11 protein-coding genes are annotated in these 13,899 nt (G+C 37.1%); 5 read left to right on the forward strand and 6 right to left on the reverse strand.

What is annotated here, in order from left to right; translation table 11 throughout:
- Nucleotides 1-4: 4 nt before the first annotated feature.
- Genes P164_RS16285 through P164_RS16295 form a run of 3 tightly spaced genes read right to left on the reverse strand, consistent with a single transcriptional unit; the run spans nucleotide 5 to nucleotide 3,169 of the window.
- Nucleotides 5-1,165, reverse strand: a complete 1,161-nt coding sequence (locus P164_RS16285; RefSeq protein WP_028377387.1) for an efflux RND transporter periplasmic adaptor subunit — start codon at nucleotides 1,163-1,165, stop codon at nucleotides 5-7.
- 19 nt (nucleotides 1,166-1,184) lie between these two features.
- Nucleotides 1,185-2,564, reverse strand: a complete 1,380-nt coding sequence (locus P164_RS16290) for a TolC family protein (RefSeq protein WP_028377388.1) — start codon at nucleotides 2,562-2,564, stop codon at nucleotides 1,185-1,187.
- Nucleotides 2,564-3,169 carry a TetR/AcrR family transcriptional regulator gene (locus tag P164_RS16295; RefSeq protein WP_028377389.1) on the reverse strand — a complete coding sequence of 202 codons (606 nt, stop codon included), beginning with the start codon at nucleotides 3,167-3,169 and terminating at the stop codon, nucleotides 2,564-2,566. The genes P164_RS16290 and P164_RS16295 overlap by 1 nt, the downstream gene beginning before the upstream one ends.
- A gap of 161 nt (nucleotides 3,170-3,330) precedes the next feature.
- On the opposite strand from P164_RS16295, the gene P164_RS16300 reads away from it, so the two are divergent.
- Nucleotides 3,331-4,305, forward strand: a complete 975-nt coding sequence (locus P164_RS16300; RefSeq protein ID WP_028377390.1) for a polyprenyl synthetase family protein — start codon at nucleotides 3,331-3,333, stop codon at nucleotides 4,303-4,305.
- A gap of 9 nt (nucleotides 4,306-4,314) precedes the next feature.
- Nucleotides 4,315-4,656, forward strand: a complete 342-nt coding sequence (locus tag P164_RS16305; RefSeq protein WP_028377391.1) for a hypothetical protein — start codon at nucleotides 4,315-4,317, stop codon at nucleotides 4,654-4,656.
- Here P164_RS16305 and P164_RS16310 read toward each other — a convergent pair.
- Nucleotides 4,637-5,152: a hypothetical protein gene (locus P164_RS16310; protein ID WP_028377392.1), complete on the reverse strand. Its 516-nt coding sequence runs from the start codon at nucleotides 5,150-5,152 to the stop codon at nucleotides 4,637-4,639. The genes P164_RS16305 and P164_RS16310 overlap by 20 nt on opposite strands.
- A gap of 165 nt (nucleotides 5,153-5,317) precedes the next feature.
- On the opposite strand from P164_RS16310, the gene P164_RS16315 reads away from it, so the two are divergent.
- Nucleotides 5,318-8,092: a 2-oxoglutarate dehydrogenase E1 component gene (locus P164_RS16315; RefSeq protein ID WP_028377393.1), complete on the forward strand. Its 2,775-nt coding sequence runs from the start codon at nucleotides 5,318-5,320 to the stop codon at nucleotides 8,090-8,092.
- 66 nt (nucleotides 8,093-8,158) lie between these two features.
- The gene (gene odhB, locus P164_RS16320) at nucleotides 8,159-9,454 is read left to right on the forward strand and encodes a 2-oxoglutarate dehydrogenase complex dihydrolipoyllysine-residue succinyltransferase (protein ID WP_028377394.1); all 1,296 of its coding nucleotides are present in this window, start codon (nucleotides 8,159-8,161) and stop codon (nucleotides 9,452-9,454) included.
- Between the two features lie 63 nt (nucleotides 9,455-9,517).
- Here the strand turns inward: odhB and P164_RS16325 are convergent, their stop codons facing one another.
- Nucleotides 9,518-9,823, reverse strand: a complete 306-nt coding sequence (locus P164_RS16325) for a hypothetical protein (protein ID WP_028377395.1) — start codon at nucleotides 9,821-9,823, stop codon at nucleotides 9,518-9,520.
- A gap of 296 nt (nucleotides 9,824-10,119) precedes the next feature.
- On the opposite strand from P164_RS16325, the gene polA reads away from it, so the two are divergent.
- Entirely contained in the window at nucleotides 10,120-12,972 is a 2,853-nt protein-coding gene (polA, locus tag P164_RS16330) for a DNA polymerase I (RefSeq protein WP_028377396.1), read from the forward strand.
- A 61-nt stretch (nucleotides 12,973-13,033) separates the two neighbouring features.
- Here the strand turns inward: polA and P164_RS16335 are convergent, their stop codons facing one another.
- The gene (locus P164_RS16335; protein WP_028377397.1) at nucleotides 13,034-13,837 is read right to left on the reverse strand and encodes a hypothetical protein; all 804 of its coding nucleotides are present in this window, start codon (nucleotides 13,835-13,837) and stop codon (nucleotides 13,034-13,036) included.
- Nucleotides 13,838-13,899 lie beyond the last annotated feature (62 nt).

Consider the following 13,899-nt stretch of genomic DNA (forward strand, 5'->3'; position numbering starts at 1 on the left):
CTCCTTAATTATTTAGGATTCTAATCTCCTGATTATCCTGTACGCTGCGAGCGCCCTGAACGATGATTTCATCACCTGCATTCAATCCTGTTAGAATTTCTATTTTATCTCCCTGTGCTTTTCCGGTTTTGACGATAACTCGTTTTGCAATTCTATTGTTTTCAGTTCCTGAAGTTGCTACGTATACATATTGCTCGCCTTCCGCGTTTTCAGAAATTACACTAAGCGGAATTAAAATAGCATTTTCACTGGTGTAATCATTAATCTTAAGTTTTGCAGTAAGGTTTGGTTTTATACTTTTCTCTTCATTAGGTACTGCTACTTCAATAGTAAAGGAGCGGTTAGCAGGATTGATAAAATTACTGGTCTGGCGTATTTTAGATTCGATATTCTTATTGAGTACCGGGAAATCTACTTCTACAGTTTTACCAATGTTTACAGTCCCTAAGTAACTTTCAGGTACTTCAGCAGTGATATACATATCGCTTAGATTTACAATTCGGTATAATTGAGTGCCTGGCATTACTGCAGAACCTTGCTCAGTCATTACCTGGTCTATTGTTCCTGAAAAGGGTGCATTTATAGTAGTTTTTCCTAATTGACTCTTTAATTGATTTACCTGGCTTTGAGAAGCCTCGTAAGTTGCTTTTGCCTGTAAATATTGAATTTCAGAACCTATATTCTGATCCCATAAGCGCTTTTGACGTTCAAAAGTGGTTTTGTTAAGTTGGGCTTGAGTTTCTAACTGAGCCAACTGAGATCCTAAACCGCCATCGTCTATACGTGCTAAAACCTGACCTTTAGTGACCTTGTCGCCTTCTTTAACAAATACCCGAGATAAAACCCCGCTGTATTCTGCGCTAATCATTACATTTTGTTTGGTTTCAACATTCCCCTGTATTTCTAGAAAATGATTAAATAAAGTATCTGTTACTTTCTGAGTAGAAACTAACGGACCGTTATTTTTCTTTTCCGCATTTTCAATAACCGTATTTAATTTTTTAAGCTTTAATTGGAGCTCTGTACTCTCATCTTTTAATTGAGTCTGCGCTTCCTTAATAGCTTCAATATCTCCTGAAGCAATAAGTTTATCTACATCAACTTGTTTTTCGCCACAAGAAATTAATAGTGTGGTAATTACGAGTAGGGATACTATATTTTTCATAAAAAAAGAATTTCTAAGGTTAGTTTTGTTGAGGTTGATAAACGCTGGTGTCTAATGTTTTTTCTAATGCAGCTTTATTTGCAATAACTTCATACATAGCTTGTAAGTAATCTTGTTGTGCCTGGTAGAGTTGGGTTTGTGCTTCACTAAGTTCAAAGCTGCTGGCGATACCTTCAAAGAATTTAATCGAATTTTTATTTTCAATACGCTCTGCCAATGCCAGATTTTTCTCTTGAGTGCTAAAATTATCTAGGGCAAATTGATAATCATTACGTGCAGTAGCCATTTGTAATTTTACTTGATTGCGAGTCTGCTCAAGATCTTCAAGACTTTTTTTGTAGGCCAGTTCTTTTTGAGCGGTTTTTGCTGCACGCATTCCGCTACTAAAAATAGGTACTGTAAGCGATACGCCTACAATAGACTGTTCAAAATAACGCTGCTCATCGCTAAGAAAACTAAAATCATTGCTCGCACCTGAAGCACCATAATTTACATAGGCACTCAGTCTAGGTAAAGCTTTACTTTTTTCAAGTTTAACTTCAGTCTGTGCAAGATTTGTTTGATCTGCCGCAATGCGGTAATCAATATTATTTTCTGGGTCTATAGACTGGGTAAGTAGGTTTAGATCATAGTATTGCATAGCTAAATCTTCAAGACTGTCTGTAACCTGTAGTTTGCTGTCTATTGTGATGCCTAACGTCAGCTTAAGCATATCATAAGCGATAGCAAGTTGACGTATGGTATTGTTTAATTGAGTTTCAAGACCTAAATAGGTGATTTGTAATTGCTCTACATCTTCCTCTTCCGTAAGGCCATTTTCAAAAATCTTCCGGGTGTCAGATAAATTTTTATCTAAGGTTTTTAGGTTTTTCTGAAGTATTATAACACTTTCTTCAGCAAGTAAAACATTACCATAAGCCTCTATAACAGCTTGTTTTACCTCTAAGTCTGTTTTAACCTTTGCATTTTCAGAAATCTGAAGCAAGGTTTTTGAAGACTGAACACCTACAATATAGGAACCGTCAAAAATTAGTTGATTCCAGGTTGCAGTAGCGGCCGCATTTTGTTTTGGGCTAAACTGAACGGGGATAAAGGTTCCTGCGGCAGCATTCGGGTCAAAAAATTGAGCGGGAATGAATGACGTAGGTTGTATCAACTGGTTTTGATAGGTTATTTCACCTGTTATCTGTGGTAGTCCTTGTGCTATGATTTCCCATTTTTGTTTAAGGGCAATCTCAACATCTGTCTGTGCATTTTTTGCACTATAACTGTTGTTTAAGCCATAAATAATGGCGTCTTGTAAGCTTAGCGCATACGATTGTACCTCTGTACTGTCTTGTGCCTGGCTATAATTTAGGAAGCCAAATACACACGCTAAGAGAATTAGGGATTTTCGCATTAGTCTTGATTTGAGTGAATTATTTGATTGAGAATTTTCCGGCCTTCGGGAGTGACAATCCCACGTAAATGGTATTCAAGATACATTTCATACAAAGTAGCGTGGGGGAATTTTTCTTGCGGAAAAATACTGTCGTCTTTGATGTTAGTCATTCCTATATGATACATTCTGGAAACAAACTCGACATCTAGATTATTACGAAATAAACCCATATTTATACCTTTAGTTATGTTCTCTTCCATACAGCCTTTCATAAAATCAAATTGCTGAAGTTGGAGCTCATTAAAAATTTTAGGGTAATATTTCAATAGTTGTTGAATAGATGAGGATTTCTCACCTTGTAAATGTTGTATTACATACTTTTTAATCTCATAAAGCTCTTCTATAGGGTTTTTATGTTTGCTTATAAGTTTAGTTACTGCGGTCTGTACAGTGGTCATCATTTGATGACTTACTGCATAAACTAATTCTGTTTTGTGTGAATAACTGGCATAAATGGTCTTTTTTGAAATGCCCATATGCGTGGCTATATCATCCATAGTAACACTCTTAAAGCCCTGCTTTATAAAGAGTTGTGTGGCGGTATCTAAAATTTGTTGTTTCATATTGCGGCGCAAAGATACTTCGGAAACTTTAAAAACGAATTAAGTTTCCGAAGTTTATTAGTGACTTAACGTAATAATAACATTATGAATATAGTTGAGCTTATTTGAGTTTGAGAGTAGAGTTAGAATTTAGAGTGTTATTTTAGCCAAAAATTTGAACTATGTTGCGTATTGATCAATACACAGATGTATTTGTTGACTATTTAAATGAGCGAATTAAAAGTAGAGAGCCTAAAAACCTTTATGATCCCATTCTTTACATTTTACAATTGGGCGGTAAGCGTTTACGTCCCGTGTTAACGTTAATGGCTACAGATATTTTTGAGTCAGATTATAAAAAGGCGCTCGATGCTGCACTGGCAGTTGAAGTATTTCACAACTTCTCTTTAGTTCACGATGATATTATGGACGATGCTCCACTACGCAGGGGTAAAGAGACCGTTCACGAAAAATGGGATATAAATACCGGTATTCTCTCTGGGGACGCCATGCTCATAAATGCCTATCAGCTTTTTGAAAATTATGAAGGAGATACTTTTAGAAATCTGGCAAAACTTTTTAGTAAAACCGCTATAGAGGTTTGTGAGGGGCAGCAATACGATGTTGATTTTGAAACTCGCGACGATGTTACGTTACCTGAGTATCTAAAAATGATCGAATATAAAACTGCTGTTTTAGTAGGTGCGGCTTTAAAAATGGGAGCGATTGTGGCGGCGGCTTCTAAAACTAATTGTGACCTCATTTATGAATTCGGTAGAGATTTAGGTATCGCTTTTCAACTTCAGGATGATTATTTAGATGCTTTTGGTGACCCTGAAACCTTTGGAAAGCAGGTAGGTGGTGATATCATAGAAAATAAAAAAACCTTCCTGTACTTAACTGCTTTAAAACGTCTCGACCCGGCACACAGTATACAGTTAAGTCATTTGTACAGTATTAGTCCGCAAGATCCTAATGGTAAAATAGAAACCGTTAAGCAGCTCTTTTTAGATTCCGGCGCAGCCGAAGCGATTAAAAAAGAAATTGAAGTATATACTAATAAGGCTCTTAAAGTGCTGAATGATCTCGATGTTAAAGAAGAAAACAAGCAACTCCTAAGAGAGTTTGCTCAAGCTTTAATGCGAAGAAAAGTTTAATAACTTTCTATGAAAACGACTCAGGAAATCTTAAAATTATCAATTACAAATCAACTTTATGTTGCATTAGTAAATCAATTAAATAAAGATTTTAGGCGAGTTGGGATAGAAGCCTCTTTTGGCCTGGAATTAAAACCTGAAGCCCTCGTTAGAAACCTTACTGCTACAATTTATGAACTTATCGTTTCTGACTTTGAGGCGTATCTAAATTTGCTATATGCCATAGATGTTTCTGAATCTAAAATAAAAGATTTGCCTGTTCAAGAGGTTCATGAACTTGCAACAGCAGTAACACAATTAATTCTTGAACGTGAATTTGTTAAAGTTTCTTTTAAAAATAAACACGAATAAAAGGTTGAATCGCGCTTGAGTAAACCGCATCACGATCACTGTAAAGAACATTATATCGCGCGCCAATTGTAACGGGGCCATTACGATATCCCAACCCTAAAAATAGGGCAGCGTTCCAGAAGTCATCACTAAATGTTCCTCCATCTAAATTTGCCCTTTGAGAAACGTAGAGTTCTTCAAATTCTGCAGACAGCTGTATGATGGGTAGTGGGTTTGCTAAGGCAATTATACTACCTCCTACAATTGAAGATTTTAATGACCTATCTTTTACATATGAGTAACTCAAACCGGGACCCATCGCAAAATACGGATTGAAATTATAGATGGCACTTGGAGCGATGCTTGCTGCAAAGTATTCTCTTCCAAAATTTAAACCAAAACCGCCGCCTACATCTACCTTTTCCCAAAAATCAGAGCCTTGTGATTGTGCTTGTAATGAGATGTTTGTTGCTAAAAATAACATCACAAAACCACAAACTTTTAGTAGTGAATTCATAAACTTAGATTTAAGTGATTAATTGGTGATTTGACAACTTCATAAACACCTCATTTAAAATGTTAATGATAAGCATAAAATTAGTAAACCAAAGGTCTTGTGCCATCGAAAAATTGTACTTTTGACAAATTATTGCTTAAAAAATCGACAGATTTAAATTATAAAATGGATAGATTTTCATTTCTCAATGCAGCAAACACTGCATATTTCGCAGAACTTTACGATAAATACCTACAGCATCCTGATAGTGTGGAGCCTAGTTGGAGAGCATTTTTTCAAGGTTTCGATTTCGGTATGGAAGAAAGTGGTGTACAGCCAGACAGCCCCATATCTGAGGTAAAATCAACAGCTACAGTAACTTCTGTTCCTGATAATCTTCAAAAAGAATTTCAGGTAGTAAAGTTAATAGACGGGTATCGCACACGTGGACATTTGTTTACAAAAACAAATCCTGTACGTGAACGCCGCCAGTATATACCCACGCTAGAGTTAAAAAACTTTGGTCTTAGTGAAAACGATTTAGATATCACGTTTTCGGCAGGTGAGATTCTAGGTATAGGTAGTACGACATTACGCGAGATCGTAAGTCATCTTGAAAAAATATACTGTGAGTCTATAGGTGTTGAATATATGTTCATTCGCAAACCTGAAGAAATACAGTGGATTCAGGATAAGCTGAATATCAACGACAATCACCCAAAATTTTCAGCAGATGTTAAGAAGAAGATTTTAAAGAAACTCAATGAGGCTGTTTCTTTTGAGACTTTTCTTCATACAAAATACGTGGGTCAAAAGCGATTCTCTCTCGAAGGAGGTGAAAGCTTTATCCCGGCAGTTGATGCTATTATCGAAGCAGCAGCAGATCGCGGTGTAAAAGAATTTGTAATGGGTATGGCACACAGAGGTCGTTTAAATACCCTTACTAATATCTTTGGTAAAAATGCAAAAGACATCTTTAGCGAATTTGACGGTAAAGATTATGATCAGGAAGTTTTTGATGGTGATGTAAAATACCATTTAGGTTGGACGTCTAGCCGCAAAACAGATAGCGGTAAAGAAATAAATATAAATATAGCACCCAATCCCTCTCACTTAGAGACTGTAGGTGCTGTTGTAGAAGGTATCGCCAGAGCAAAACAAGACTTGCATCATTTTGACCAACCTAACCAGGTATTGCCTATCGTGGTTCATGGGGATGCTGCAATTGCAGGTCAGGGTATTGTTTATGAAATAATACAAATGGCTCAGTTAGATGGCTATACCACAAAGGGTACCATACATATTGTCATAAATAACCAGATTGGTTTTACTACAAATTATCTTGATGCACGTTCTTCTACTTATTGTACAGATGTTGCAAAAACCACACTTTCGCCGGTACTGCACGTTAATGCAGATGATGCAGAGGCTGTAGTTCACGCTTCATTATTTGCATTAGATTTTAGAATGGAGTTTGGTCGTGATGTATTTATAGATCTTTTAGGGTACAGAAAATACGGTCATAACGAAGGTGATGAGCCACGTTTTACCCAGCCTAAATTGTATAAAGCAATAGCAAAACACGATAACGCTCGAGATATCTACGCAGAAAAGTTAAGAGCAGAAGGTGTTATTGATGAAAATTATGTTAAACTTCTTGAAGAAGAATACAAGGAGAAATTAGAAGAAAAACTAGAGAAATCTAGGGAAGAAGATACCACACGTATTACTGCAATTATGCAGGATGAGTGGGAAGGGTTTGAGCAGGCTACTGAGGTAGAAATGATGAATCCTATAGATACTACTTATGATCTCGAGGCACTTGATGAAATTGCAGATGTAATTACCAGGCTTCCTGAAGATAAAAAGTTTATGCGTAAAATTCTTAAGATTATTGAAGGGCGTCGTACGATGTACTTTGATGATAATAAGATAGATTGGGGTCTTGCAGAGTTACTTGCATACGGTTCTTTACTCAAAGAAGGATTTGATGTACGTATGACAGGTCAGGATGTGGAGCGAGGTACATTTTCGCACAGACACGCGGTTACTAAAGTAGAAGATAGTGAAGAAGAAATCGTGCTCTTGAATAACCTAAAAGGCGATCAGGGTCATATGTATATTTTTAACTCTTTATTATCTGAATATGGTGTTGTAGGTTTTGATTACGGTTATGCAATGGCGAGCCCCAAAACACTTCCTATATGGGAAGCACAGTTTGGTGATTTTAGCAACGGAGCTCAGATTATGTTAGATCAATATATATCTGCCGCAGAAGATAAGTGGAAATTACAAAACGGTCTGGTAATGTTATTGCCACACGGTTATGAAGGCCAGGGTGCAGAACACTCTTCTGCACGTATGGAGCGTTACTTACAGTTATGTGCTGTAGACAATATGTATGTTGCAGACTGTACCACACCGGCAAACTTTTACCACTTATTACGTCGCCAGTTAAAAACCAATTTCAGAAAACCGCTTATTGTTTTCACACCTAAAAGTTTATTAAGACATCCTAAAGTTGTTTCTACAAAAGAAGAATTAGCTAACGGAAGTTTTAAAATGACAATTGATGATGATTCAGTAAAGCCAGATGCTGTAAAAACATTAGTTTTTGTTACCGGTAAATTTTATTATGATCTTCTTGACAAGCGTGAAGAATTAAAAAGAGATGATGTTGCCCTAGTACGTGTAGAGCAATTATTCCCACTTCCTAAGAATGAGATTCGCGCAGCTATAGAAAAGTATAAAAATGCAGATGATGTAGTTTGGGCTCAGGAAGAGCCGCGTAATATGGGAGCTTACGGGCACTTGTTAATGCATCTTCCCGAAGCGCAAAAATTCAGAATTTGCAGTCGTAAATTCTACGGTGCTCCTGCTGCAGGAAGTTCTGTTCGTTTTAAAAGAAGACATCAGAAAGTGATTGATGATGTTTTTGATAAAGATTCAAATAACCAATAAAAAATTTGTTTTTGGTTCTACTGAAATAGAAACATTACAAAAGAAAAAAGTTAATAAAATAGAAATATGGCTTTAGAAATGAAAGTCCCTTCTCCGGGAGAATCGATTACAGAAGTTGAAATAGCACAGTGGCTTGTTGAGGATGGCGACTATGTAGAAAAAGACCAGGCGATAGCCGAAGTAGATAGCGATAAAGCTACCTTAGAACTTCCGGCAGAAGCAAGCGGTATTATAACATTAAAGGCTGAAGAAGGTGATGCTGTAGCAGTAGGGCAGGTCGTTTGCCTTATTGATACCGATGCTCCAAAACCAGGGGGCTCAGATTCTAACAAAGCTTCAGGTGATGAAGGTAGTGGTGGAGATTCTGAAAAAGAATTAGATAAAAAAGATAAGAATACGGCAGATACAAACGAGAAGGCAGAAGCAAAAACAGAAACACCTTCAAAGTCAAGTACTCCTAGCCAATCTCAGGATAAAAAGTCTTATGCAACAGGAACACCGTCTCCTGCAGCTAAGAAAACTTTAGATGAGAAAGGTATAGATGCTAAAGATGTTCAGGGTAGTGGTCGCGACGGTCGTATTACTAAAGATGATGCTGTTAATGCTAAGCCTTCAATGGGAACTCCGGGTAACGGAAGTCGCGGAGAAAGTCGTTCAAAAATGTCTATGTTACGTCGCAAAGTAGCAGAGCGCTTAGTAAGCGTAAAAAATGAAACGGCAATGCTTACTACGTTTAACGAGGTAGATATGTCTGCTATATTTGCTTTACGTGATAAGTATAAAGAAGACTTTAAATCAAAACATAGTGTTGGGTTAGGCTTTATGTCTTTCTTCACATTAGCTTGTGTACGTGCATTAGAAATGTACCCTGCTGTAAACTCTATGATAGATGGTAAGGAAATGATTACTTATGATTTTAAAGATATTTCTATTGCAGTATCTGGTCCAAAAGGTCTTATGGTTCCTGTAATTAGAAATGCTGAAAATTTAAGTTTTAGGGGTGTTGAGTCTGAAGTGAAGCGTCTTGCTCTTAGAGCACGTGATGGTCAGATTACAGTAGATGAGATGACCGGTGGTACATTTACAATTACAAATGGGGGTGTTTTTGGTAGTATGCTTTCTACACCTATCATCAATCCTCCGCAATCTGCAATCCTAGGAATGCACAATATTGTAGAACGACCTATCGTACGTGATGGAGGAATTGCAATTGCGCCTATTATGTATGTAGCACTTTCTTACGATCATCGTATAATTGATGGTAAAGAATCTGTAGGGTTTCTGGTAGCTGTTAAAGAAGCATTAGAAAATCCTGAAGAGTTATTGATGAATAACAATGTATTAAAAGCACTAGAGCTTTAAGAATATTGGAATATGTATGAAAAGCCTGTTAGTTTTTGCTAACAGGCTTTTTTATGTTTTAAATCAGCGACAGATAATAATTTCGATTACAATTAACTTTAATTCTTCTTTTAGAGTGGTGTTTGGAAAAGCTCTCCCAGCCTTACTATACCAGTATTTGGCATTAAAAATATCGCCTTCATCACGGTGTAGGTGTGCGTGAATAAGACTACCCATAGAATGCTTAATATCTTGAGCTATTGTGTGCGAAGCTTCCCAATTATCATTGGCTTTATACCACAAAGATTGTAAGGTTTCCGGCCAGTCTGGAGGAGGATTGTCAAAAGTTAGCGTGATCTCAAATTCTTTATAATCCTTCGGAATGCTCATAGTTAATTTTAAGTTTGAATGTAGTCCTAAACCTAAGCTGAGGTTGGGATTGAAGATCATTATATAAATCGAATAATCTATTCTTCAACAGAACTTATTTGAGACGTTTTCAGTATTCTGTTTTAAGTTTAAAGTTCCTATTGTAATCCTAAAATAGCTTAGTAATAGGTACACTTCAATTGATGAAGATCTATTATATTTTGCAAATTTAAAAATGGATTAGGTATAAAAACGCATATCAAAAGACTAATTCCTATTTTTGATATTTCAATTCCAGATTAAAACAGATTCCCAATATGTCAACTCAAAAACGCTTATTTCTTTTAGATGCTTACGCACTAATTTTTCGTGGTTATTACGCACTTATAAAAAATCCTAGAGTAAACTCAAAAGGGCAGGATACCTCTGCGGTTATGGGTTTTGTAAATTCACTCTTTGATGTGATTAAACGAGAAAAACCAGATCATTTAGCAGTTGCTTTTGATAAAGGTGGAAGCTCTGAACGTGTAGAAATGTATGAAGAATACAAGGCTAATCGTGATGAAACGCCAGAGGCTATACGTATTGCTGTGCCTATCATACAGGAGATTTTAAAAGCTATGCACGTACCTTTTGTGCAAATTGAAGGTGTAGAAGCAGATGACTTAATAGGTACACTGGCTAAACAGGCAGAGCAAGAGGGTTATCAGGTTTTTATGGTAACACCAGATAAGGATTATGCACAATTGGTTTCCGAAAATATATTTATGTACAAGCCTGCCCGTATGGGGAATGGGATTGAGATATGGGGAATTCCTGAAGTACAAAAACGTTTTGAAGTTGAGCGACCAGAACAGGTGATTGATTATCTGGGAATGATGGGAGATGCGTCAGACAATATACCCGGTTTACCGGGTGTAGGTGATAAGACTGCCAAGAAATTTATTAAAGAATATGGTGGTCTTGAAGGACTTCTTGCTAATACAGATAAACTTAAAGGCAAGATGAAAGAGAAGGTAATTGAGAGTGCAGAATTAGGGCGCCTGTCTCGAAAGCTTGCTACGATTATGACCGATTGTGACGTGCAGTTTCACGCAGAATCATACGAACTTTCACAACCCGATGCAGATAAGGTACAGGAGATTTTTGATGAATTAGAATTTAGAAGACTTAAAGACCAGTTTATTAAGATATTTTCAGGCGAAGCCGATAGTGATACGGGTGCAGCAGTAAGTAGTACGGAAACAGCCAAGAGGCTTGTAAATTCTTCAGAGCAGGCAGCAAATGCAGGAGCGGGGCAATACAATTTATTTGGCGGTCCTTCTGAAGGCAATGAGATTGAAGAGCGTAATACACGCAAAACAATTAAAGATACAGAGCATTTTTATCAAAGCGTTGCTCCCGGAATGGCTACAAAACTATTCCTTAAAAATCTTATGAAGCAGGAGTCCGTATGTTTTGATACCGAAACAACATCTCTCGACCCGTTAAAAGCAAATTTAGTGGGCATTGCATTTAGCTGGGAAAAAAGCAAGGGGTTTTATATTCCTTTTCCACAGGAACAGGAAGAAGCTCAGCAATTAATAGAAGAGTTAAAGTCATTTTTTGAAGCAGAAACCATTCAGAAAATAGGTCAAAACTTAAAATACGATATCAAAGTATTAGCAAAATACGGAGTTGAAGTAAAAGGAAAACTTTTTGATACCATGATTGCGCATTATCTCATAAATCCAGATATGCGCCACAATATGGATGTTCTTGCAGAAACGTACCTTAATTACTCACCGGTTTCTATTGAGGAGTTAATAGGTAAAAAAGGAAAAAATCAAAAGTCGATGGCAGATGTCCCGGTTGACCAACAAACCGAATACGCTGTTGAAGATGCAGATATAACGCTTCAGCTCAAGGAGCATTTTGAAAAAGAAATGGGCGAGGCTAATACACAGAAGCTTTTTGACGAAATCGAAATTCCGTTGGTACAGGTTCTTGCAGATATGGAGCTTGAAGGTATTAATCTTGATAAAGATTTTTTAAACAGCCTTGCTGAAGAGCTTAATTCAGACATTCTTTCATTAGAAGAAAAAATTTACAAAGATGCCGGCGAAGAATTTAATATTGGTTCGCCGAAGCAATTAGGAGAGATTCTATTTGATAAACTCAAACTGGTAGATAAGCCGAAGAAAACACGTACCGGCCAGTATTCTACAGCAGAAGATGTGCTTTCTTATTTAGCTTCAGATCACGAGATCATTCAGAACGTACTAGATTATCGAGGACTGGCAAAATTAAAGAGTACATACGTAGATGCATTGCCTACGCAAGTAGATGAGAACACCGGCCGTGTACATACAGACTATATGCAAACTGTAGCGGCAACGGGGCGTTTGAGCTCTAATAATCCTAACTTACAAAACATTCCCATTCGTACAGAACGTGGTCGTCAGGTACGTAAGGCTTTTGTTCCGCGTAGCGAAGACTATGTTTTGCTGGCAGCAGATTATTCGCAGATAGAATTACGAATCATAGCGGCTTTAAGTCAGGAAGAAACCATGATGCAGGCGTTTAAGAATGGTGAAGATATTCACGCTTCTACGGCTGCAAAAGTATTTAATGTAGCGTTAGAAGATGTTACCAGAGAGCAACGCAGCAATGCGAAAACTGTGAATTTTGGTATTATTTATGGAGTTTCGGCATTCGGACTGAGCAATCAAACAGATTTAAGCAGAGGAGAGAGTAAAGATCTTATTGATACCTATTATAAAACCTATCCGAAGCTGCGTAACTACATGAGTGAGCAGGTAGATTTTGCACGCGATAACGGGTATGTTTCTACAGTTTTAGGTCGTCGTCGTTATTTAAAAGACATCAACAGTAGTAATGCTGTTGTGCGTGGTGCAGCAGAGCGCAACGCGGTAAACGCACCTATACAAGGTAGTGCTGCAGATATCATCAAAATTGCGATGATTAATATTCATAAAAAGCTGAAAGCTGAAAAACTAAAGACAAAAATGTTGCTTCAGGTACATGATGAACTTGTTTTTGATGTGTATAAAACAGAATTAGAACAGGTAAAAACAATGATTAAGTCTGAAATGGAAAATGCCTTTAAAATGGATGTTCCGCTAGATGTTGAGCTGGGAGTTGGTCAAAACTGGCTTGAGGCGCATTAATAAAAACACAAAGGGCTTCCATCTTGGAAGCCCTTTGTGTTTTTAGTGATTGTAGAATGATTTATCTGTAAGCTTTGTAAATGATTGCAATTTGGTTTGTGCGGTTATTGGTAGAATCACCAACTAAAAAACGATCAAAATTCAGAGTAAAACCATCGCTGTTGAAAGACTGTAGAGAAGCTCTTACTAAACCGTCTTGCGTATCAGATCCATTGTTGTTAGTGCCGTTATCGTGTATGGGTTCTCCATTATTATTCACAAAAAAGGCTGCAATACAATGCGATGATGATGCAAATGTGCCAATGTTATTAATACTAGACCCGTTAAAACCATTTGATATTACTTGTTGATCTATACTGGTGCCATTATTTTGAGCATAACCTACGGTCATCCCACCAGCCATACGTATATCATTAGTATTATTACCGTCTGCCCGATAAGTGCCGTTATATCCTTGTATTCTATTAATTGCTACAAATTCAACAGATTTTGGAGAAAATCCTACGCCCGCAACATTTATTACTCCAGAGGCACTTACAAGTATTTTTCCGAAGTGAACCTGCTTTTGGTTAGTTGATGCTATTTGATTCCATTGGTTATTTTGCCAATAATAATACCCTTGTGGTGTTAAACCTCCGGTGCCATTGTTATAGACCAAGGTGCTTACAGCAAGTGCACCACCTGCAGGATTAATAATCGTTGCAACATCATTGATGCTAGTTAAAGCAACACGTGGGATAAGTATTCCTGAGTTTGTAGAAACTATATCTAATCTAGCTTCAGGATCTACAGTTCCTATACCTACCTGAGCGATTAATGCATGAGAAAATGTGAGGAGTAGTAGTAAAATTAGGGAATTTTTCATTTCAATAAGTTGGGGTTTTAAAAATAGGTAAAAAAGTTATTTTGTACCAGTACTTTTAAAGT

Source organism: Leeuwenhoekiella sp. MAR_2009_132, from assembly GCF_000687915.1.
Taxonomy (GTDB): Bacteria; Bacteroidota; Bacteroidia; order Flavobacteriales; family Flavobacteriaceae; genus Leeuwenhoekiella.

Excerpts from the sequence above, each read along its gene's own strand:
- P164_RS16290 (WP_028377388.1), bottom strand. The coding sequence starts at position 2,564 with ATGCGAAAATCCCTAATTCTCTTAGCGTGTGTATTTGGCTTCCTAAAT.
- P164_RS16315 (WP_028377393.1), top strand. The coding sequence starts at position 5,318 with ATGGATAGATTTTCATTTCTCAATGCAGCAAACACTGCATATTTCGCA.
- P164_RS16325 (WP_028377395.1), bottom strand. The coding sequence starts at position 9,823 with ATGAGCATTCCGAAGGATTATAAAGAATTTGAGATCACGCTAACTTTT.
- P164_RS16305 (WP_028377391.1), top strand. The coding sequence starts at position 4,315 with ATGAAAACGACTCAGGAAATCTTAAAATTATCAATTACAAATCAACTT.
- P164_RS16285 (WP_028377387.1), bottom strand. The coding sequence starts at position 1,165 with ATGAAAAATATAGTATCCCTACTCGTAATTACCACACTATTAATTTCT.
- polA (WP_028377396.1), top strand. The coding sequence starts at position 10,120 with ATGTCAACTCAAAAACGCTTATTTCTTTTAGATGCTTACGCACTAATT.
- P164_RS16310 (WP_028377392.1), bottom strand. The coding sequence starts at position 5,152 with ATGAATTCACTACTAAAAGTTTGTGGTTTTGTGATGTTATTTTTAGCA.
- odhB (WP_028377394.1), top strand. The coding sequence starts at position 8,159 with ATGGCTTTAGAAATGAAAGTCCCTTCTCCGGGAGAATCGATTACAGAA.
- P164_RS16300 (WP_028377390.1), top strand. The coding sequence starts at position 3,331 with ATGTTGCGTATTGATCAATACACAGATGTATTTGTTGACTATTTAAAT.
- P164_RS16295 (WP_028377389.1), bottom strand. The coding sequence starts at position 3,169 with ATGAAACAACAAATTTTAGATACCGCCACACAACTCTTTATAAAGCAG.
- P164_RS16335 (WP_028377397.1), bottom strand. The coding sequence starts at position 13,837 with ATGAAAAATTCCCTAATTTTACTACTACTCCTCACATTTTCTCATGCA.